At 67.3% G+C, this 20,346-nt stretch carries 21 protein-coding genes and 1 pseudogene; 8 read left to right on the top strand and 14 right to left on the bottom strand.

The annotated features are described in order from the left end of the window. Positions 1-3: 3 nt before the first annotated feature. The 7 genes from ACSQ89_RS33570 to ACSQ89_RS33540 all read right to left on the bottom strand — a co-directional run bounded on the left by ACSQ89_RS33570 (position 4) and on the right by ACSQ89_RS33540 (position 7,699). Complete coding sequence (locus tag ACSQ89_RS33570; protein ID WP_436292923.1) at positions 4-750, bottom strand: amino acid ABC transporter ATP-binding protein; 747 nt, start codon at positions 748-750, stop codon at positions 4-6. After that, positions 747-1,604: a transporter substrate-binding domain-containing protein gene (locus ACSQ89_RS33565; RefSeq protein ID WP_093103633.1), complete on the bottom strand. Its 858-nt coding sequence runs from the start codon at positions 1,602-1,604 to the stop codon at positions 747-749. Before ACSQ89_RS33565 ends, ACSQ89_RS33570 begins: the two co-directional genes overlap by 4 nt. Positions 1,605-1,609: 5 nt before the next feature. After that, positions 1,610-2,587, bottom strand: coding sequence for an N-carbamoyl-D-amino-acid hydrolase (locus ACSQ89_RS33560; RefSeq protein ID WP_436292922.1), 978 nt, complete (start codon positions 2,585-2,587; stop codon positions 1,610-1,612). Continuing rightward, positions 2,584-4,089 carry a dihydropyrimidinase gene (gene hydA, locus ACSQ89_RS33555; RefSeq protein ID WP_436292921.1) on the bottom strand — a complete coding sequence of 502 codons (1,506 nt, stop codon included), beginning with the start codon at positions 4,087-4,089 and terminating at the stop codon, positions 2,584-2,586. The genes ACSQ89_RS33560 and hydA overlap by 4 nt, the downstream gene beginning before the upstream one ends. Before the next feature lie 12 nt (positions 4,090-4,101). Then, complete coding sequence (locus ACSQ89_RS33550; protein ID WP_436292920.1) at positions 4,102-5,040, bottom strand: dihydrodipicolinate synthase family protein; 939 nt, start codon at positions 5,038-5,040, stop codon at positions 4,102-4,104. Between the two features lie 30 nt (positions 5,041-5,070). Next, entirely contained in the window at positions 5,071-6,600 is a 1,530-nt protein-coding gene (locus ACSQ89_RS33545) for an amidohydrolase family protein (protein WP_436292919.1), read from the bottom strand. A gap of 139 nt (positions 6,601-6,739) precedes the next feature. Then, positions 6,740-7,699 (bottom strand): LysR family transcriptional regulator, encoded by a 960-nt coding sequence (locus ACSQ89_RS33540; RefSeq protein ID WP_436293025.1) that lies wholly within the window; start codon positions 7,697-7,699, stop codon positions 6,740-6,742. Positions 7,700-7,832: 133 nt separating this feature from the next. Here ACSQ89_RS33540 and ACSQ89_RS33535 point away from each other — a divergent pair, with 133 nt between their 5' ends. After that, the gene (locus ACSQ89_RS33535; RefSeq protein WP_436292918.1) at positions 7,833-8,516 is read left to right on the top strand and encodes an aspartate/glutamate racemase family protein; all 684 of its coding nucleotides are present in this window, start codon (positions 7,833-7,835) and stop codon (positions 8,514-8,516) included. Here ACSQ89_RS33535 and ACSQ89_RS33530 read toward each other — a convergent pair. Beyond that, positions 8,458-8,964, bottom strand: a complete 507-nt coding sequence (locus ACSQ89_RS33530) for an aminotransferase class I/II-fold pyridoxal phosphate-dependent enzyme (RefSeq protein ID WP_436292917.1) — start codon at positions 8,962-8,964, stop codon at positions 8,458-8,460. The two genes, ACSQ89_RS33535 and ACSQ89_RS33530, sit on opposite strands and share 59 nt — an antisense overlap. Between ACSQ89_RS33530 and ACSQ89_RS33525 the strand changes: the two genes are divergently transcribed. After that, on the top strand, positions 8,950-9,423 hold the full coding sequence (locus tag ACSQ89_RS33525) for a LysR substrate-binding domain-containing protein (RefSeq protein WP_436292916.1): 474 nt from the start codon (positions 8,950-8,952) through the stop codon (positions 9,421-9,423). The two genes, ACSQ89_RS33530 and ACSQ89_RS33525, sit on opposite strands and share 15 nt — an antisense overlap. Positions 9,424-9,439: 16 nt before the next feature. Here the strand turns inward: ACSQ89_RS33525 and ACSQ89_RS33520 are convergent, their stop codons facing one another. From ACSQ89_RS33520 to ACSQ89_RS33500, 5 genes are all read right to left on the bottom strand, one after another. Next, a complete protein-coding gene (locus ACSQ89_RS33520) occupies positions 9,440-10,909 on the bottom strand; it encodes an N-acyl-D-amino-acid deacylase family protein (RefSeq protein WP_436296882.1) in 1,470 nt (489 codons plus the stop codon). 11 nt (positions 10,910-10,920) lie between these two features. Then, positions 10,921-11,922, bottom strand: a complete 1,002-nt coding sequence (locus ACSQ89_RS33515) for a Bug family tripartite tricarboxylate transporter substrate binding protein (protein ID WP_436296881.1) — start codon at positions 11,920-11,922, stop codon at positions 10,921-10,923. 110 nt (positions 11,923-12,032) lie between these two features. Continuing rightward, the gene (locus tag ACSQ89_RS33510; protein ID WP_436292913.1) at positions 12,033-13,088 is read right to left on the bottom strand and encodes a threonine ammonia-lyase; all 1,056 of its coding nucleotides are present in this window, start codon (positions 13,086-13,088) and stop codon (positions 12,033-12,035) included. 14 nt (positions 13,089-13,102) lie between these two features. Beyond that, on the bottom strand, positions 13,103-14,089 hold the full coding sequence (locus tag ACSQ89_RS33505; RefSeq protein ID WP_436292912.1) for an N-carbamoyl-D-amino-acid hydrolase: 987 nt from the start codon (positions 14,087-14,089) through the stop codon (positions 13,103-13,105). Between the two features lie 285 nt (positions 14,090-14,374). Then, complete coding sequence (locus tag ACSQ89_RS33500) at positions 14,375-15,370, bottom strand: LysR substrate-binding domain-containing protein (RefSeq protein ID WP_093103647.1); 996 nt, start codon at positions 15,368-15,370, stop codon at positions 14,375-14,377. Between the two features lie 240 nt (positions 15,371-15,610). On the opposite strand from ACSQ89_RS33500, the pseudogene ACSQ89_RS33495 reads away from it, so the two are divergent. After that, positions 15,611-16,075: pseudogene (locus ACSQ89_RS33495) on the top strand (ISNCY family transposase); the annotation flags it as partial. Here the strand turns inward: ACSQ89_RS33495 and ACSQ89_RS33490 are convergent. Continuing rightward, the gene (locus ACSQ89_RS33490; protein ID WP_436292911.1) at positions 16,074-16,847 is read right to left on the bottom strand and encodes a FadR/GntR family transcriptional regulator; all 774 of its coding nucleotides are present in this window, start codon (positions 16,845-16,847) and stop codon (positions 16,074-16,076) included. The pseudogene ACSQ89_RS33495 and the gene ACSQ89_RS33490 sit on opposite strands and share 2 nt — an antisense overlap. A 152-nt stretch (positions 16,848-16,999) precedes the next feature. Between ACSQ89_RS33490 and ACSQ89_RS33485 the strand changes: the two genes are divergently transcribed. Genes ACSQ89_RS33485 through ACSQ89_RS33465 form a run of 5 tightly spaced genes read left to right on the top strand, consistent with a single transcriptional unit; the run spans position 17,000 to position 20,339 of the window. Then, a complete protein-coding gene (locus ACSQ89_RS33485) occupies positions 17,000-17,491 on the top strand; it encodes a RidA family protein (protein WP_436292910.1) in 492 nt (163 codons plus the stop codon). Beyond that, the gene (locus ACSQ89_RS33480; RefSeq protein ID WP_436292909.1) at positions 17,488-18,168 is read left to right on the top strand and encodes an amino acid ABC transporter permease; all 681 of its coding nucleotides are present in this window, start codon (positions 17,488-17,490) and stop codon (positions 18,166-18,168) included. The genes ACSQ89_RS33485 and ACSQ89_RS33480 overlap by 4 nt, the downstream gene beginning before the upstream one ends. After that, positions 18,169-18,825, top strand: a complete 657-nt coding sequence (locus ACSQ89_RS33475) for an amino acid ABC transporter permease (protein ID WP_436296880.1) — start codon at positions 18,169-18,171, stop codon at positions 18,823-18,825. Beyond that, complete coding sequence (locus ACSQ89_RS33470) at positions 18,806-19,534, top strand: amino acid ABC transporter ATP-binding protein (protein WP_436292907.1); 729 nt, start codon at positions 18,806-18,808, stop codon at positions 19,532-19,534. The genes ACSQ89_RS33475 and ACSQ89_RS33470 overlap by 20 nt, the downstream gene beginning before the upstream one ends. A gap of 28 nt (positions 19,535-19,562) precedes the next feature. Then, positions 19,563-20,339 (top strand): transporter substrate-binding domain-containing protein, encoded by a 777-nt coding sequence (locus tag ACSQ89_RS33465; protein ID WP_436292906.1) that lies wholly within the window; start codon positions 19,563-19,565, stop codon positions 20,337-20,339. Positions 20,340-20,346 lie beyond the last annotated feature (7 nt).

The following is a 20,346-nucleotide window of genomic DNA, read 5'->3' as shown; positions in this document are numbered from 1 at the left end:
GGTTCAGCTGCGCGCGTGATGGTGCCGCGACACGAAGGCGCGCGTACGCTCATGCACCGGCGCCTCGAAGACCTGTGCGGGTGTTCCCTCCTCGAGGACCACGCCGCCATCCATAAACACCACGCGGTCGGCGGCGGCACGCGCGAAGGCCATCTCGTGCGTGACGACCAGCATCGACATGCCGGCTTCTCGCAGCTCGCGCATCACGGTCAGCACGCTTCCGACCAGCTCGGGGTCGAGGGCACTGGTTGGCTCGTCGAAGAGCATCACGCCCGGCTCCAGCGCGATCGCGCGCGCGATGCCGACGCGCTGCTGCTGCCCGCCCGACAACTCCCCCGGACGCGAGGCCGCCTTGTCCGCGAGGCCCACGCGCTCCAGTGCCGCGAGCGCGCGCCGGCGCGCTTCGTCCTTCGAATGGCCCTGCACCAGGCGCAGGGCCAGCATCACGTTGCCGAGCGCGTCCAGATGCGGATACAGGTTGAACTGCTGGAACACCATGCCGATGCGCTGCCGGATGCGGTTGAGGTTCGCATCGGCGCGCGTGATGTCGTGGCCCTCGACCACGATCTGTCCGGCACTCGGCTCCTCGAGCCGGTTGCAGCAGCGCAGCATCGTGCTCTTGCCCGAGCCCGAAGGCCCGATCACGCAGACGAGTTCGCCCTCGCGCACGCGCAGGTCGATGCCGCGCAGCACAGGGGTGGCGCCGTAGGCCTTGTGCAGGCCGACGACTTCGAGGACCGCAGTGCTCACGAACAGCTGGGCGTGACGGGCGTGGCGTCGTAGCCCTCGAGCCCCGGCACGCCGTGGCCGGGCGCGAGCTTGACGGCGGTGGCCGATGCATCGGGCCTGGCGCCGAACCACTTCTCCGCGAGCCTAGCGACGGTGCCGTCCTGCTTCATGCACTTGAGCGCCATCGAGGCCGCGTTGCGGCCAGCCTTGTCATCGGCCCGGAAGGCCAGCGCCCAGACCAGGCCGGTCTTCACCGTGTAGCTGGTCTGCACCGCCGGGTTCTGCTTGGCGGCCCAGCCGGCCACCGTGTTGCCCGCGAGGTTGGCGAAGGCGCGGCCCGACTGCACCGCCTGCACCGCATCGGCGTTGGTGCCGTACACGTCGAAGCTGAAGCCGTACTTCTGCGCGTTGTCCTTGGCCCAGTTCTCGTAGGCCGAGCCCTTGTTGACGGCGATGGTCTTGCCCTTGAGCTCCTCCAGCGCGGCGATGGGCGCCGTGCCCTTCTTGATGACGAAGGTGTAGTCGGTATCCAGGTAACCTTCAGTGAAGAGCATGGCCTTGGCGCGCTCGGGCGTGACGGTAACGGGCGCGAGGATGAAGTCGTACTTCTTCGCGTTCAGTCCGGGCACGAGGCCCGAGAACTCGGTGCCCTCGATCTCGAGCTTGCGGCCTTCGCGCCTGGCGAGTTCTTCGCCGAGCTCGATGTTGAAGCCCTGCAGGCCGCCGCCGAGCTTGACCATCGCGTGCGGCGCGAAGGTCGCGTCCACGCCGGTCTTGAGCGGCGCGCCTGTTTGCGCCGTGGCGGAAAACACGGCGGCGCCGGCAAGCGCTGCCCCCAGCACGCGGATCGCGACAACGCGGTTCAGTTCGCTCATGGTGGCTACTCCTGGAGAGATGAAGTTGAAGTGGAAAGGGGTGGCCCGCCCAGCGACTCGCCGGCGCCGGTGCGCTCGACGATCAGCCCGTAGTGCTCGGGCCGCCGGTGCTTGGCGAAGTTGAAGACGTGCTCGCGGAAGTTGTCGCCCAGCGCGAGGTCGGCGTTGACGACAAGCACCTCGTCTTCCTCCCCCTGCGCCTGCGCGACGATCTCCCCGCTGGGCGCGACGATGGCGGAGCCGCCGATCATGTGGAAGCCGTCCTCGGCCCCGCACTTGGCCGAAGCCGCGACCCACATCGCGTTCTGGTAGGCCGCGGCCTGCAGCGACAACAGGTGGCTGGACATGCGCAGGTGCGGCGGCTCGCTCCAGTGGATGTTCCAGCTCGGCGTGTTGTAGCCCAGCACGGCGAGCTCGGCGCTTTGCAGGCCCATCACGCGGAAGGTCTCGGGCCAGCGCCGGTCGTTGCAGATGCACATGCCGATCCGCGTGCCGAGCGTCGTCCAGACCTTGAAGCCCTCATTGCCGACCTCGAAGTACTTCTTCTCCAGGTGCTGGAACGGCGCTTCGGGCTTGTGGTCCGAGTGGCCGGGCAGATGGATCTTGCGGTAGCGACCGACGATGTTCGCTTGGTCGTCCACCAGCACCGCGGTGTTGAAGCGCCGGCCGTCCTCCGTGAGCTCTGCGTAGCCCAGATAGAAGCCGATGCGCAGCTCGCGCGCGAGGTCGAAGAGCGGCTGCGTCTCGGCGCTCGGCATGGAGGGCTCGAAGAAGCGCTCGGTGACCTCCGCGTCGGGCAGCCAGTAGCGCGGAAAGAAGGTGGTAAGCGCGAGCTCGGGAAACACCACCATGCGCGCGCCGCGGCTGCGCGCCTCGCGCATCATGGCGACAAGGCGGGCGACGACGCCAGCGCGGCTGTCCGCGAGATGAACCGGCCCGAGCTGGGCGACGGCGAGGCCGAAGCGGCGCGATGTGGAACTCATTCAGGGTCTTTCTGCATGCCTTTGAGGCGCTTGAAAAATGGGCTGGAGGCGCCATCGGCGGCGCGGCGCGCGTGCGCGGCCAGCGGCTCGGGTATGCCGCGCGGGAGGTACTGGCCCGATCCGCGTTCGGCGTGCATCCGGCCGTCCTCGACGATCACGCGGCCTCGGCTCACGACCACCTCGGGCCAGCCGCGCACGGTACGGCCTTTATAGGGCGTGTAGCCCACGTTGTCGTGCAGCATCGCGGTGCTCACCTGCACCTCGCGCCCGGGGTTCCACAGCGCGATGTCGGCATCGGCGCCGATCGCGATGGTTCCCTTGCGCGGCAGCAGGCCGTAGAGGCGGGCGTGGTTGGTGGCAGTGAGCGCGACGAATTCCTCGATCGTGATGCGGCCGCCCATCACCCCCTCGGAGAACAGCAGCGGCATGCGCAGCTCGATGCCGGGCACGCCGTTGGCCATGTCCTTGAAGGTGGTCGCATCGCCATACGGCAGCTTGCCGCTCTGGTCGTAACGGTAGGGCGCGTGGTCGGACGAATACACGGACAGCGTGCCGTCCTTGAAGCCGTCCCACACCGCCTGCTGCGAAGCCGCGTCGCGCGGCGGCGGCGAGCAGCAGAACTTGGCGCCCTCAAGCCCGGGCTTGTCGAGGTCGTCGGCCGTGAGAAAGAGATACTGCGGGCAGCTCTCCGCATGCACGCTGGCGCCCAGCGCGCGCGCGTCGCGCAGCACCTGCACCGTTTCGGCGCCGGCCACGTGCACGATCAGCGCGGGCACGTCGATGAGCCGCGACAGCGCGATCGCACGCTGCGTGGCCTCGGTCTCGGCCAGCGGATCGTGCGCCACGCGGTGATACTTGGGCGCGACACGGCCGGCATCGAGAAGGCGGCGCGCGATCCAGCGGATCATGTCGTGGTTCTCGGCATGGATCATCACCAGCGCGCCCTCCTCGCCCGCGAGCTCCAGCACGTCCAGCAGCTGGTAGTCGTCGAGCTTCAGGCGGTCGTAGGTCATGTAGACCTTGAGCGATGTGATGCCGTCGCGGATGGCCTGCGGCAGGTCCTGCTTCAGCGCCTGATCGTCGGGGTTCGCGAGGATCAGGTGAAAGCCGTAGTCGATGACGGCCTTCTCGCGCGCGAGTGCCGCGTAGTCGGCCACGACCTTCGGAATCGCCATGCCGCGGTGCTGCGCCGCGAAGGGAATGATGGTGGTGGTGCCGCCGAACGCGGCCGACACGGTGGCCGAGTGGAAGTTGTCCGCGCACATCACGCCCATGCCCGAGAGCTGTTCAACGTGGCAGTGGCTGTCGATGCCGCCGGGAAGCACCCAGCGGCCGGTGGCGTTGATGTCGCGCAGTCCCGCCGGCAGACCGGGCGCGATGGCGGCGATGACGCCGCCGCGCACGCCGATGTCGGCGGTGAAGGTCTCGGTGGCGGTGGAGATGCGGCCGCCCCGCACGGTGAGGTCGAAGGGCGCGGCGGGATCAGCGACGGAAGTGTTCATCGTCGTCACCCACTATGCGATCGCCTGCGCGCCGGTCGCTTGGAGCGACAGGCCGACGCGCGCCACGACAGCTTCGATCTCGGCCTCGGTCAGAGCATCGATGCGCATGCCGGGCGAGCGAATGGCTGCCGAGCCGATCGCCCCGCGCCGCATGTAGATGTATTTGCGCAGCGCCAGCCCCACCTTGGGCTGGAATTCGTAGCGGATGAGCGGGCAGTACTTGTCGAACACGGCCGCCGCGCCCGCCACGTCGCCGGCCGCGTAGAGCGCGTGGATGCGCACCAGGATTTCGGGGAACGCGAAGCCCGTCATGGTGCCGATGGCCCCGCGCTGCAGCTCTTCGAGAAAATGCACGCCACCGAGACCGCCGAAGATGCGCATGGCGTCGCCGGCCAGTTCGCGGATGCGCGTGATCTTCGGGCCGACGGGCGGCTCTTCCATCTTGATGATGTTCACGCCGCCTTCTTTCGCGAGGCGTGCCACCAGCTCAGGCCTGATCTCGGTACCGAAGGAATCGGGGAAGTCGTGGATGGCGACGGCGATGCCGACCGATTGCGCGACCGTGCGGTAGTAGTCGAAGAGCACCGTGTCTGACGCGTTGTCCAGCGGCGCGACGAACACAGCCGCCGCGCCCAGCGCCTCGGCCTCGACCGCCTGCTCTACCGCGCCCGCGATGCCGAGCGCGCGCACGCCGACCCACACCGGCAGGCGCCCTGCCGACGCCTTGATGAAGGCGCCGATCACGTCCCTGCGTTCCTGCGCCGAGAGCTTGTGCGCTTCACCGAGGAAGCCCAGTACTGCGAGGCCCGCGGCGCCGGCATCGACCTGAAATTCGACCAGCGTGGCGATGCTTTCGAGATCGATCTCGCGGTTGGCGAGGAAGGGCGTCGGGCAGATCGTGTAGACGCCGGTGGCGCTCATGGCGCCGCTTGGAGAGAGTGTCTTTGTCATTCGAATGTCGACCGGATCAGGGAAGGCGTTTCAGTGGGTGTGCTGGCACGCGCCGTAGCGATGCACGTGAAAGGGCTCCGCCGCCAAGCCGGGACAGAAGCTGCCGACCACCGGCTCCAGTTCGCAATAGAGCGCGTGGTTCGAGTGGTTCAGGCGCTCGAGCCGCTCGACGGCGTTCTCCGCGTCGCGCGCGAGCTTGTGCATGTCGACATGCAGCAGCTTGCGTTGCGCGACGACCATGCGCCCGCCCACCATCACCGAGTCGACCGCGCCGCCGTCCTCGGCATGCACCAGCGAGTTGGTGATGTTGATGAGCGGGATCATGTTGATGTTGCGACCGTCGAGGAACACCACGTCCGCCTTGTAGCCTGGTGCGATGCGGCCCAGCGTGTCGCCGAAGCCCAGCGCCCGCGCGCTGCCCACCGTGGCGGCGTGCAGCACTTCGCCGGTGGTGATCCAGTTCTGCCAGTCCGGGCCCTGCACCTTCGACACCATCGAAGCGAGGCGCATGGCTTCGAACATGTTCTGGTTGTCCGAGCAGTTGGAGCCGTCGGTGCCGATGCCCACGTTCACTCCGCTCGACAGCATCCTGCGCATGTTCGCGAGGCCGCTGCCCAGGCGCATGTTGCTGCCCGGGTTGTGCGCGACCGAGGCACCCCTGTCGCCGAGCAGCTTCATGTCGTCGTCATCCAGCCATACGCCGTGGGCCACGGTGAGGCCGGGACCGACGAGGCCGAGCTTGTCCATGTGCGCCGTGAGCGTGGTGCCGTAGGTGCGCATGCCGGCGATGGCCTGGACCTTCGATTCGGACACGTGCGAATGCATCGGCAGGCCGTGTTCGTGCGCGAGGTTGCGGCAGCCGATCAGGAACTCGTCGGTGCAGTGGTGCGGAATGGTCGGCGCGATGGCGAGCCGGACCTGGCCGGTGTCGCCCTGCCAGTGCTTCACCGTGTCGGCCATGGCTTTCAGGATCGAATCGGTGGGCGCCATGCGCATTCGCTCCACCGCCTTGCGCAGCTTGGGCGGAAGCGCATCGAGCAGCCCCGGAATCGCCTCGAAGAAGCTCAGGTTCGCCACCATCGGCGCGAGCACGGCGCGCATGCCCGCCTGCGTGTAGGCCGCGGCGGCGGCCTGCATGCCCTCCACGGTCGGGCTCGGAAACTCGAAGGTCAAGTCGTAGCAGGCGGTGCAGCCCTTTAGCAGCATCTCCGACGCGCCGATGAGCGTGGCGAGGTGCTTGTCCTCGGAGGAGCGGTTGCCGCTGATCCACGGGCCGGCGGTGAGTAGCAGCTCCAGCGTCCAGCGGTCGCCCATGCCACGCGCGAGATTGCCGTGGCCGTGCGTGTGGGCGTTGACAAGCCCGGGGTGCAGCAGCATGCCGGCGGCGTCGACTCCCTGCGTGCCTTCGGGCACGACCATGCCGGGCGCGCCGAGTTCGTGGATGGTGTCGTCCTTGATGAGGATGTCGACCGTGCGGGGCATCGGCACGCCGGGCTCGACCAGCCGGCCGCCGCGGATCACTGTCCAGTCGGGCGTCGTACGGGCAGCTTCGTTGAGCATGGGCGGGGTCCTGGGAAAGTGAGTTGACGCAACGCGAGGCGTCGGACGCAATGGTGTGGCGCGCGGCGGCGCTTGTCGTATGCTGATTTGTGGTGCGTCCTTAACAGGACGTTATGGCGTGGTCCGGCGTGCCGCTGCCTCAGGCGGCGTGACGCAGCAGCTCGGAAGCTCCGTCATTCGCCGGCACATCCGCATCCGGCGAAGCAAAGCCCTGCTGCGCCAGCAACGCACGCAAGGTACCGACGAAAGCCTGCGCCGGCTGCGACAGAGGCTCGTAGCACGGATACACGAGGTTCGCGATCAGCGAAGGTGCACCCGCCAACGGCCGAACGACAAAGTGATTCGCGGGCCAGCTGCGCACCGAGAACTCGTCCACGATGGCGATGCCCGCCCCCATCTCGACCAGCGCGCAGGCGTTCTGCGGCGAGCCGACTTCGATCGCCGCCTTCAACGGCTCGTCCACCGCCTCGTACATGTCGGCGATGCGCATGCCCAGCGGGGTGTCGCGCCCATAGCTCACCAGCGCAAACGGTCGCAGGTCCACGAGGTTCAGCGTCGACCGGCGGGCCAACGGATGGTTGTACGGGCAGATGCAGACCATCGTGCCACGCGCGATCGGCGTCACCTGCAGGTTCGGATGGTCCATCGGAAGGATGACCACGCCGAGATCCGCCTGGCGATTCAGCAACCGATCCTTCAGATGCGCATAGCTCAGGAACTGGAAGGTCACCCGCACATCCGCGTTGCTCTGCCTGAAGCGCGCGATGACCTGCGGAATCAGCGTCTGGCCGATGCTCGGGCTCGACACCACGTGCAGCAGACCATGTCGCCGATCGGCCAGATCGTGCGCCAGCTCGCTCACGCGCTGCACGCCGAGGTACACGTTCTCCACCTCGCGAATCAACTGCTTGGCCTCCGGCGTGGCATAGAGCCGGCCCTTGATGCGCTCGAACAACGCGAAGCCGAGACGGCTCTCGGTATAGGACAGCAGGCGGCTCACCGCGGGCTGCGACACGTGCAGCACACGGGATGCGCCGCTGATGGAACCCGTCGTCATCACCGCCCGGAACACTTCGATCTGACGCAGGTTCATGGACATGGAGACTTCCTTGCACTGAATTGAGGCCCTTAACTTCGCGTTAAGGGAGACCCACAAAACAGCAAGGAACGTGCCGTTCACGCGCGGCAGGCCGCACCTAGACTTTGAGCGACCACCACTCTGGAGGACCGCGATGCGATCCACCGTCTTCGTCATCAACCCGAACTCGACCGAGGCCGTGACCGCAGGCATCGACGCCGCCATGGCGCCATTGCGCATGGCCGGCGGCCCCGACATCCGTTGCCTCACGCTCGCCGAAGGCCCGCCAGGCATCCAGACGCAGCGCGACGTGGAATCGGTCATCCCGCCACTCGCGCGCCTCGCGCAGTCGCTCGAAGAAGAAGCCGGCGCCTTCGTCATCGCCTGCTTCAGCGACCCGGGCCTTCATCTGGTGCGCGAAGCGGTGCGCCGCCCGGTCCTGGGCATCAGCGAATGCGGCGTGCTGACAGCCCTGACGCTGGGCCACACCTTCGGCGTGATCGCGATCCTGCAAGGCTCCATTCCACGCCATCTGCGCACCTGGGGCGCGATGGGCGTGCTGGACCGCTTCGTCGGCGAGATGGCAATCGACATACCGGTGACCGAACTGATCGACGCCGAGCGCACGCTGGCGCGCATGATCGAAGTGGGGCGGCGCCTGCGCGACGAGCGCCAGGCGCAGGTGATCGTGATGGGCTGCGCCGGCATGGCCGCATACCGGGCGCCGCTGCAACGCGCTCTAGGCATTCCGGTCGTCGAGCCGAGCCAGGCGGCGGCGGTCATGGCGCTGGGACGCGTGCGGCTCGACTGGGAAATGGTGGCCGGAAGCGCCGCATGAGCGAGGCCTCCATGAGCGACTCCGACGCGCGGGTGTGCTCGGTGGTCCTGAAAGCCGCGTCGAGCACCGGCATGTCCACCGCGTAGGCGATGCGCAGGTAGTTGGCGAGGTCGAGGTCGGTTTCGAGCCGCCGGCCCTCGGGCGTGGAATGGCCCAGCAGTTCCTTGCAATTCGCGAAGACGTAGAACGCGCCTTCAGGTGTGCCGCTCGCGAGGCTGTCGATGCGTGCGACGGTCTGCAGCACGCGGTCGCGGCGTTCGGCGAGCATCGCCGGCCAATCGTCGATGAAGCCGGTTCCCCCGTCGAGTGCCCCAACGGCGGCGGCCTGCGAGATCGAGCAGGCGTTCGAGGTGCTTTGCGACCGCAGCACCTGCAGGGCGTCGACCAGCCAGCGCGGCCCCGCCGCGTAGCCGATGCGCCAGCCCGTCATCCAATGATGGAGCAGCACGAGCTCGACTGCGCGCTGATCGTCAAGCCCGCTTACCCGCTCGGGGGCTTGCTGCGCTGGCGCTCTCTGCGGCAGGAGCCCTTCGTGCTGATCGTGCCGCCAGGCGAGGCGTCGAGCGACGTGACATGGCTGCTTTCGAACTACCCCTTCGTCCGCTACGAACGCCGTTCGCACGGCTGCAGCCTCGTCGAACGTTTCCTGCAACGCAAGAAGTACGCACCGAAGGAGTCGGTGGAGACCGATCCGATCGAAGCGATCGGCCTGCTGGTGGCGCGCGGCCTTGGCATCTCGGTTCTTCCACGCACACCTGCGCTCTCGGTCATCGGTTCGGGGGTGCGTGAGATCAACCTGGGGGCCGACACCTTCTATCGCGAGATCGGATTGATCGAACGCATCGACAATCCGCGCGCGCCACTCAACGGCGACTTCTGGGACGCGCTTGTGGCGGGCGGCACATGAGATCGAGCAGGTCGTCTCACTCGTGGGAGGGGCCGGCCTCGTCGGTCAGGCGTACCACGCGCCCGCTGCGCACGCCGAGCGATTGGCCGCCGCGCCACACAGGCCGCCCATTGACGATGACGGCATCGATGCCCTCCGCGCGCAGCGTAGGGGCCTCCCAGGTCGCCCGGTCGGCGATCCGGCCGGCATCGAATACGGTGATGTCGGCAAAGGCGCCTTCGCGCAGCACGCCGCGGCCGGGCAAGCGGAAATGCCGGGCAGTCAGTCCCGTCATCTTGTGCACCGCCTGTTCGAGCGAGAACAGGCCGACGTCGCGGCAGTAGTGGCCCAGCACGCGCGGAAACGTGCCCCATAGGCGCGGATGCGGTGCCGTGTCGTGGGGCATGCCATCGGAGCCGATCATGCTCTGGGGAAAGGCGAGCACGCGCTGCACGTCAGCCTCGTCCATCAGGAAGTAGATGGCCCCGGCCGGCTGCAGCAGGTCGACCGCGTCTTCCATCGACACACCGAGGCGCCGCGCGATCGCGTCGAGGTCCATGCCCGAGAACTCGGGGTGCGACTGGGACTGGGTAACGATGATGCGGCTCGACACCGGAATGCGGTCCTTGCGCAGGATGGTAGAGCCCGCGCAGTAGGGATAGCAATCGAGCGCGATGGACTGCTGCGCCATGGCCTGGCGCACATGGGCCAGCGTCTGTACCGAACGGCCATGGTTGCGCGGGCCGATGAGCTTGTGGTGCGACACCACCACCGGTGCCTGCGCTGCACGGCCGATCGCGAAGGCCTCGTCCAACGCGGCGAAGACATGGTCGCCCTCGTCGCGGATGTGGCTCGCGTACACGCCGCCGTAGGGGCCGATCACTTCGGCCACCTGCGCCATCTCTTCGGTCGTGGCCGGCATGGCCGTGGGATAGGCCGCGCCGGTGGACAGCCCGATGGCGCCGCTGGCCATGGCCTCGCCTAGCAGCGCCCGCATGCGTGCGATCTCTTCCGGTGTGGCGGCCCGGTCGAGACGTTCCATCGTCGCCGCGCGCAAGGTGGTGTGGCCCACCAGGCAGGCTGCGTTCACCGCCGCAGGCGCAGCCTCCAGGCGCGCGAGGTAGGCCGCGAAGGTGGCATCGCCGAACAGGGCCGAATCGTGGCCCAGCAGGTTCAGCGGCGGCGGTACGGTGGCCCCGACCGGCGCGCCCCAGGGCGCGAGGCTGATGCCGCAGTTGCCGGTGACGACCGTCGTCACGCCCTGGCTCAGCTTGGCTGGCATGTCCGGGTCGAGCATGAGGTAGCGGTCGTCGTGCGTGTGCGAGTCGATGAAACCCGGCGCCACGATGCGGCCGGTGGCGTCGATCTCGACCGCGCCACGCAGTCCCGCCAGGTCGCCGATGGCAGCCACGTGCGCGCCGCGGATGCCGACATCGGCCTGGCGCCGGGCGCTGCCCGTGCCGTCGATCAGCGTGCCGTGGCGCACCACCAGGTCGAATTCGGCCATGTGCGCCCGCCTCAGTCGATCTTGGCGCCCGAGTGCTTGACCACATCGGCCCAGACAGGACGTTCCTTTTTGGCGAGGTCGAACAGGTCCTGACGCGGGCCGGTGTGGATCTCGTAGGCCTGGGCGGCCAGCTGCTGCTTCACCGCAGGCGAATTCAATGCCTTGTTGAAAGCGGCGTTGAGGGCGTCGAGGATCTTCGGATCGACGCCAGCCGGTGCGACATAGCCGGTCCAGGCGACGGCCTGGTATTTCTTCAAGCCGGTTTCGGCGATGGTGGGCAGCTCGGGCAGGCGGCTGTCGCGCGTGGCGCCGGTCACCGCCAGCGGCGTGATCTTGCCGCCCTTGAGGTGGGGAGCGATGGAGGTGATGTTCTCGAACACCAGGTCCACCTCGCCACGCATCAGCGCCAGATCGGCCTCCAGTCCGCCCTTGTACGGAATGTGCACGATGGACACGCCAGCCATGGACTTGAACATCTCGGCGCTCAGGTGGCCGGTGGTGCCGTTGCCGCCTGAGGCCACGGTGAGCTTGCCGGGCTGCTTTTTGGCCATCTCGATGAGGCCGGCCACATCCTTCACGCCGAGGTCGCTGCGCACGGCCAGCACGTTCTGGACGAATCCGGTCAGCGCCACCGGGGCGAGTTGGGTGTCGGCGTCGTAGGGCAGCTTCTTGTAGAGCGACTGGTTGATCGCCAGCGTCGCCACGTTGGCATAGGCGATGGTGTAGCCGTCCGCAGGGGCTGCGATGGTGGCTTGCGTGCCGATGATGCCGGAGGCGCCGACACGGTTCATCACTACCACCGACTGGCCAAGGTCGCGGCCCACCGCATCGGCGAGCAGCCGCGAGACGATGTCGGGCGTGGTGCCGGCGTTGAAGGGCACGATCAAGGTGATCGGCTTGTCGGGATACGCGGCCTGCGCGTAGCCGCACAGGGCCAGCGCGGCCAGCGGCGCAGCCAGCACCTTGAGGAGCCAGCGGCGGCAGGAAAAAGAACGGGCGTTGAAGAACGACATGGTCAAGACTTTCTGAAGATCGATTGAGGGGCTTGCGGTCTCCTGGGCGACGCTGCACCGGGGCACGGCGGCGTCGGCCTCGTTGCTATGGGGAATGGGTGCAATGGCGGTCAGCCCTCGGTCCGCGCCATCACGGATTGCAAAACCGGCAGGTCGACGTTGCCACCGGAGAGCACGAGCACGGCGCTCTGCCCGCGCAGCGAAAGATGGCCGGCCAGCATCGCCGCGAGTGCCACGCTGCCGCCAGGCTCAACGACGAGGTGCAGTTCCTCCAGCGCGAATCGCATCGCGCGGGCCACCTCCTCGTCCGTCACGGCCACGGCCTCGTGCAGCAGCGGCTGGTTAATGGCGAACGGTAACTCTGCGGGCGTGACGGCCTGCAAGGCATCGCACAGCGTGCGGGCGCCAGGGGCATTGGTCTCGCGCCGACCGCTGCGCAGCGAGCGCACGGTGTCGTCGAAGCCCGCGGGCTCGGCGGCTACGCGCCGCGCGCCGGGGCTCAGCGCATCGAGGACCAGGCAGCAGCCGGCCATGAGGCCGCCGCCACCGCAGGGTGCGGCAAACAGGCCCAGGGTTTCCTGCGCACCGGCCGGCAGGTCTTGCAGCGCCTCCAGGGCCACGGTGCCCTGCGCCGCCAGCACCTCGGGGTGGTCGCCCGGCGGGATCAGCGTCCCACCGGTCTCGGCCAGCAGGCGCATGCCGATGTCTTCGCGGCTTTCCCTCTCGCGGTCGTAGTGGATGACCTTCGCGCCCTGCGCGAGCGCGCGCGCCACCTTGGTCTTCGGGGCATCGATCGGCATCACGATGGTGGCCGACACGCCCAGTTGCTGGGCCGCCCAGGCGATCGCCTGGCCGTGGTTGCCCGTCGAATAGGCCACGACGCCACGCTCCCGCTCCTGCGGCGTGAGTGCCAGCAGGGCATTGAAGGCGCCGCGGGCCTTGAAGGAGCCGGTGACCTGCAGGCTCTCCGGCTTGATCCAGACGGTGCCGCCCAACAGCGCGTCCAGCGCGGGCGAGCGCAGCAGCGGCGTGCGCCGCACGTGCGGCGCGATGGCGTGTGCGGCGCGCAGCACGTCTTCGAAACGGGGCACGCGCATCGTGCCGAGCATCGCGTGCTCGATGTGGTCCGGCAGCGCCGCGGCAGAAGGGGTGGAGGTGCTCGTCATCGCGGAGTCCTCCTTCACGCCGATTGCCACACCGGGGGCTCGGTGCTGCCGGTCTGGCTGGTGAGCCGGGTGTAGGCCTCCAGGCGGCGGTGCTGGGTGAAGTTGAAGATGGTGTTGCGGCCCAGCAGGCACGTGTCCAGGTTGCAGTCGGCCACCACCAGTTCGTCGTCCCAGCTGGTGGCCATGGCCATGATCTCGCCCTGGGGGTTCACGATGATGGAGTGGCCCATCAGCTCGAAGCCGTCCTCGTTGCCGGCCTTGGCAACGCCCACGCCGAAGGTGGCGTTCTGGTAGCACCCGGCCTGGATGGAAAGCTGGGAGTGGAAGTTGCGCAGGTGGTGCGCCTCGAAGCCGCGGTTTTCCTGGTTCACCGCCGGCGTGTTGTAGCCCAGCATGACCAGCTCGACCTGCTGCAGGCCGAGCTCGCGCCACGATTCGGGCCAGCGGCGGTCGTTGCAGATCAGCATGCCCAGGTTCACGCCGTCCACCTTGCCCACCGGGGCGCGCACGACCGGGAAGCCCAGGTTGCCCACCTCGAAGTAGCGCTTCTCCAGGTGCTGCACCTTGCGGATGGTGGAGAACTCCTTGTGCCCGGGCAGGTGGACCTTGCGGTACTTGAGCACGATCTCGCCCGAGGGGGCAATCACCACCGACGTGTTGAAGCGACGCTTGCGCACCAGGCCGGTCTCGTCAGCCTCGTGGGCGATCTCGGCGTAGCCCAGGTAGCAGGTGAGCCCATGGCGGCGGATGGCATCGAAGAGCGGCTGCGTGGCGGGCGACGGCAGCATCTCCTCGTACCAGGGGTCGGCCTCGTCGAGGTTCTCGACGTACCAGCGCGGAAAGAAAGTGGTGAGCGCCAGTTCGGGAAACACCACGACATTGGCGCCGCGCTGATGCGCGCGCTCGAGCAGGCGGACCATGCGGGCCACGACGACATCGCGGCCTTCGGCTTTCTGGATGGGCCCGAGCTGGGCGGCGGCGACGGTGATCGAGCGGTTCATGGCGGCAGAAGAGTTGGTCTGAGCAGGATGATCTGGCCCGCCGTCTCTACGACCAACTGCGCCTGAACCGTCCTGGCAGGCCACAAGGGCACGCTTCGAATCTGCCGCAAGTGATTGATCTCAAAGAAAAAACCCGTGGTGCACAAAGCGTCTCAACCAACCCGTCGATAACCGCGCGTTATGGCCTGGGGACAAAAGGTGATGGACATCCGAACCGGACTGTCGATGGTGCGCAACGACACCTGCGCCGCCTCGACTTGCGGCCCAAGCGGCGACTGGCTCGGCTCAGGGGCGAGGCGTGCGTACGGGCACATCCTCGCCCGGGTGCTCGGGCAGCGTGGGGGGCAGCGTGTTGTCGCGCCCCTCTTGTTTCAGCAGGCGCCTGAAGATGGCCAGAAACTCCTTGGCCATGGCCGACAGCGGGCTGACGTTGGTGTGGATCAGGTAGATGCGGTGCGCGAGCCTGGGCACGAGCGGTTTGAGCACCACGCCATCAGTCACCGGGCGCCGCGCACCAAAGGCTTCGATCAATGCCACGCCTACGCCTTCACGCACCAGCCCCATCGCCTCGGGCGTGGAGCGGATCTCGATGTCGGCGCGCAAAGGCAAGCCCGATGCGGCGAAGAAATCGGCGGTGAGTCGGCCGAAAGGCGTGTCGCGCCCATAGCCAATGAAGGTTTGGCCCACCAGGTCGGCCGCGCTCACTGCCTCGGCCTGCGCCAGCGGATGGCGCTCGGGCATTGCGCACTCGATGAAGCTGTGCCCGATCGCCCGCGCTGCCGCGTTGGCACTGGGCGGCGGCGGCATCGAAGAGATCGCCAGGTCCGCGTGTCCCAACAACACATGCGGCAATAACGAGTCGAACGGCAATGGCCGGTACTTGATCCGCACATCCGGATAGCGGGCCCGGAAACGCTTGATCGCCACCGGTATCAGCCACTCGCTGAAACTGGGGCTGGAAACCAGCGACAGCTCGCCCTGGGAGCCTCCGACCAAGTCAACAGCCAGCGCGTTAAAGCGGCGCACACCCTCCAGGATGCTTTCCACCTCGGAGAACAGACGGTGCGCTTCAGGCGTGGGCTGAAGGCGCCCGCGCACACGCTCAAACATCAGTATGCGCAGCCGGCTTTCGGCCGTGGCCAGCACGCGGCTGACGGCCGGCTGGGAAACACACAGCATGCGTGCCGCCCCGCTGAGGGAACCGGCGATCATGATGGCATGGAAGACTTCGATCTGCCGCAGATTCAGCGGTACCGGCGGGGTCAGGAGCGTGGCAGGCATGGAGCAGGAAAACGGCACATGTCCGAGCTCCTTGCAAGTAGCACGCCACCGCGCACAGGGGCTCAGCGCGCACGGGCTGCGCGGCCTGCAGTCATTGCGCAACTTGCTCGCGCTGCGCCGGCGTGCAGCGCCAGCCCAGCTTGGGGTGATCGTATCTTTTTTGACAAATTGACACGGTCGTAGTTGTCGCCGACGCCCGCACGCTTTCGACGGGATGATCCGGAACCCGCAGCCACAACGCGCGCCGAAGGACCTCCCGGCCTAGTCTCACGCAAGCGTGGGCCGTGTAGCAACAATCAGGTGGCGCCAAGCAGAGCGTGCGAATCTCAGATCATCCGATCATCCGCGAACGCTACGCCGATTTCGGCCCGACGCTGGCCGCTGAGAAGCTGCAGGAATGTCATGGGGTCGTCCTCTGCAAGGAAACCGCTCGCGTTCTGATGATTGCCGCCGGCCTGTGGACACCGCGCAGGCAGCGCGCTCCCAAGATCGACCAGCCACGCGACCGTTGGGCATGCCTGGTCGAGAATCCAGATCGATGGCAGCGACCGTACCTGGTTCGAGGATCGGGCGCTGGCATGCACGCTGCTGGTGTTCATCGACGACGCCACCAGTCGGCTGAGGCAACTGCACTTCGTGCCCGCCGAATCGGCCTTCGGGTACTTCGAAGCCACGCGCTCATACCTCGAGCAGCACGCAAGCCCTATCCATACACACTGAGCGATGCGAGGATGCGCGTGAAGTAGTCGTCCGCCAGTCTCGTTGCCGCCTTCGCGTCACGGGCTTCGAGCGCATCGACGATGGTGGTGAGTTCGCGCAGCGTCTGCTCGCGCACGATCGCACCCACCGGGCCGTTGAGGCTCGAGCGGCCGTCATACTGCACCGCACGCCGATCGGCCACCACGGCATCGAACACCTGCATCAGAAAGCGGTTCTTGGTGGCACGGAAGATCGCGTGGTGCACGCCGTAGATGCCCTCCTTGAAGTCGATCCACTGGTCGGCGTCGCGCACCACGCCGAGGTGATGGCGCATGAGCGCGAAGTCATCGGCATCGGCACGTTGGGCCGATAGCGCCATCATGGCCGGCTCGAACAACAGCCGGCCTTCGAGAATCTCGGCATAGGTCGGCACATCCTGATGGTGGGCTGCGACCGGCAGATCGGATTCGCTCAGCAACTGCATCGAAGATTCGGCGAGAAAGGTGCCGCTACCGACCTTGCGCTCCAGCAAACCCTGAGCGCTCATCATCGCCAGCGCATGGCGCACGGTGCTGCGGGAGGTGTTGAACTGCGCTGAAAGGTCGCGCTCGTTGGGCAGCTTGTTGCCAGGCTTGAGCACCCCGTCGCGGATCGATTGGAGGATGGCGCGGTAGACCTTCGAAGCGGTTGCCTTGTCCTGGGCGGCAATGCGAGCCGAGAGGTCGGCCACCGTGATCGGGTGCGACGACGCCTGGCTCGGGACGGACTTTGCGTCCATGGTTCGATAGTTCGCCAAAATGGTTGACCAATCCCAAAGTCAAATCTTAGAATGAATTCATAGCGGCGACACACAAGTCGGCGCAAGCCGTGTGGAATTGGTTGACCAATTCTGCCGGCTCTCTTGATTTTCGTCGAAGCAAAGCGTTTTCCATGACCCTGGATTCCAACACGGCTCCGGCCCTGAGTCCCGAGGAGCGGCTGGCCGCGATCGGGCTGACATTGCCGCCGTCTCCGACCCCAGTGGCGAATTTCGTCGCCTGGCGGCGCATCGGTCCCCTGCTCTACTTGTCGGGCCAAGGGCCGCTGGAGGCCAATGGCTATTTGCATATTGGCCGTGTGGGCGAGGAGGTCAGCGTCGAGGCGGCCTATGCCCATGCGCGGCTCACCGGGCTCAACCTGCTGGCCGTGGCCAAGGAGGCGCTCGGCCACCTGAGCCGAGTGCGCAACGTCGTCAAGCTGCTGGCCTTCGTCAATGCAGTACCGGGCTTCGCGCAGCATCCGAAGGTTGTCAACGGCTGCTCGGACCTGTTCGTCGAGGTGTTCGGCGATGCGGTCGGCCGCGGCGCACGCTCGGCCATCGGCGCGGGCTCGCTGCCCGGCCACCAGACCGTCGAGGTCGAGGCGATTCTGGAAGTGGATTGAGGCTGTTCACAATGGCCTACCAGTTCCAGTTCGAAGCGCTTGCGCCCTACGCCGGCCAGCTCGCACAAGGCCTGCTGCACACGCTGGGTTATGCAGCCTCGAGCATCGTGCTGGGCATGGCCATCGGCGTCGCCGGCTCGCTCGCGCTGATCTACGGCGCCACGCCGCTGCGCGGCGCGACCCGTGTCTATGTCGAGTTCTTCCGAAACACGCCGGCGCTGGTGCAACTGTTCCTGATCTATTTCGGCCTGCCCAACCTGGGCCTGCGGCTGGAAGCGCCGGTGGCCGGCGTGATCTCGCTGTCGCTCTACTGCGGCGCCTACATGGTCGAGGTGTTCCGCGCCGGGCTGCTGGCGGTACCCGGCGGTCTCTCCGAGGCCGGCGCGGCGCTCGGCCTGCGCCGGCGGCAGGTGCTGCTGCACGTGCTCTTCGTGCCGGCCCTGCGTAACGTCTTTCCGGCGCTCGCGAGCCAGATGGTGCTCACGCTGATCGGCACCAGCCTGATTTCGCAGATCGGCGTGGAGGACATCTTCCACGCCGGCAGCTTCATCGACTCGCGCACCTTCCGCAGCTTCGAGGTCTACCTGGTGATCTGCGCGATGTACTTCGCCGCAGTGCAAGCCCTGCGCGTCATCCTCGGCTTCGTGCAGCGCCGGCTCTACGGAAAGGCGCCCTGAATGCGCGGCCTCTCCATCGCCGACCTGTGGCTCATCCTCGGCGCGATCCGCTGGACGGTCGCCCTTGCGCTGACGGCGTTCGCCATCGGCAGCGGGATCGCGCTGGCCGTCGCGGTCGCGCGCACTTCGCGCCTTCCGTGGCTGCGCGTGCCGGCTCGCATCTATGTGGAGCTGGTGCAGGGCACGCCGCTGCTGGGCGTGCTCTTTCTACTGTACTTCGGCGTGCCGATGCTGCTGGGCATCGAGATCAATGCCTTCGTGGCCGCGGCCGCCGCGTTCTCGCTGTCCGCGGGCGCCTTTCTCGGCGAGATCTGGCGCGGCAGCATCGAATCGGTGCCGAAGGGCCAATGGGAAGCCGCCGCCTGCGTGGGCCTGCGCCGCTGGCAGGTCATGCGCCACGCGGTGTGGCCGCAGGCCTTCCGCGTGGCCCTAGGTCCAACCGTGAGCTACCTCGTGCAACTGATCAAGAACACCTCGCTGGCCGCGCTGGTCGGGCTGGTCGAACTCACGCGCTCGGGCCAGATCGTGGCCGGCTCGACGCTCGCGCACCTCCCGGTCTTCTGCGGCATCGCGCTCTGCTACTTCGCCATCTGCTACCCGCTGGCCCGCCTGGCCCTCTTCCTGGAAGGACGCATGCATGTCGCTCGTGCTCATTGATTCGGTCGAAAAGCACTTCGGCGACAACCATGTGCTGCGCGGCGTGTCGACAGAGGTCGCCAAGGGCGACATCGTGGCGCTGGTCGGCCGCAGCGGGTCCGGCAAGAGCACGCTGCTGCGCTGCGTGAACGGGCTGGAGACGATCGGCGCTGGGCGCATTGTGGTCGACGGCGTCGATGTGCACGCGCCGTCCACCGACCTCGCCTTGCTGCGCCAGCGCGTGGGCATGGTGTTCCAGAGCTTCAACCTGTTTCCGCATCTCTCGGCCGCGGACAACGTGACCCTCGCCCCGGTGCTGACGAAGAAGATCCGCCGCGACGAGGCCCGCGCACTCGCCAAGGGAATGCTGGAGCGCGTCGGGCTGGGCCAGAAGCTCGACGCCCTCCCCTCGCAGCTCTCCGGCGGCCAGCAGCAGCGCGTGGCGATCGCCCGCGCGCTCGCGATGTCGCCGCAGCTCATGCTGTTCGACGAAGCGACCTCGGCGCTCGACCCGGAACTCGTCGGCGAAGTGCTGCGCGTGATGGAAGACCTGGCGCGCGACGGCATGACCATGATGGTCGTCACGCACGAGATGGCGTTCGCGCGACGCGTCGCCTCCGAAGTGATCTTCATGAACCAGGGGCGCATCTGGGAACGCGGCACGCCAGAGCAGATGTTCGGCCAACCGCGCACGCCCGAGTTCCAGCAGTTTGTCCAGTCCGTCGTCTGATCCTTCCACCATCTGTCAAGGAGCTTCCATGTTCAAAACGAAATCTCTGCTGGCCGCCGCACTCTTCTGTGCGGCCCCGCTGCTGGCACATGCCGACAAGCTCGCCGACATCAAGTCCAAGGGCGTGGTGCGGGTGGCCACGACCATCGATGCCGCGCCGTGGGGCTTCACCGACGCAGCCGGCAAGCCCACGGGCCTGGACGTCGAGCTGGCCGAGAACGTCGCCAAGGCCCTGGGCGTGAAGCTCGAGCTGCAACAGGTGACCGGCGCCAACCGCATTCCCTACCTGCTTTCGAACAAGGTGGATGTGGTCATCGCCGCGCTGGGCAGTTCGCCCGAGCGCGCCAAACAGGTCGCGTTCTCCAAGCCCTATGCTGCGGTGTACCTCGGCGTATACGGTGGCAAGGGCGTGCCGAAGATGGCCAAGGTCGCCGACCTCGCGGGCCAGACCATCGCGGTGCCGAAGGGTTCAACGCCCGACCTCTCGCTGAGCGAGATGGCGCCCGGCGCCAAGCTGATCCGGCTGGAGGACACGGCCTCGACCATTTCCGCCTTCCTGTCGGGCCAGGCGCCGCTGTTCGCCGAGAACAACTTCATCGCGCAGAAGGTGGCCGACGAGAATCCCGGCAAGGGCATCGAAATGAAATCGCTGATTCGCGTCAGCCCGGCCTACATGGCGGTGCAGCCGGGCGAGACGGCGCTGCTGGCCGAAGTGAACAGGATCATCGACGTCAAGGCGGCCGACGGCAGTCTGGCGGCGCTGCGCCTGAAGTGGTTCAAGGACGAGCAGAAAGAAGTCAAGTAAGGAGCGA

Source organism: Variovorax sp. LjRoot175, from assembly GCF_964253805.1.
Taxonomy (GTDB): Bacteria; Pseudomonadota; Gammaproteobacteria; order Burkholderiales; family Burkholderiaceae_C; genus Variovorax.
This window is presented reverse-complemented; position numbering and strand designations above follow the sequence as displayed.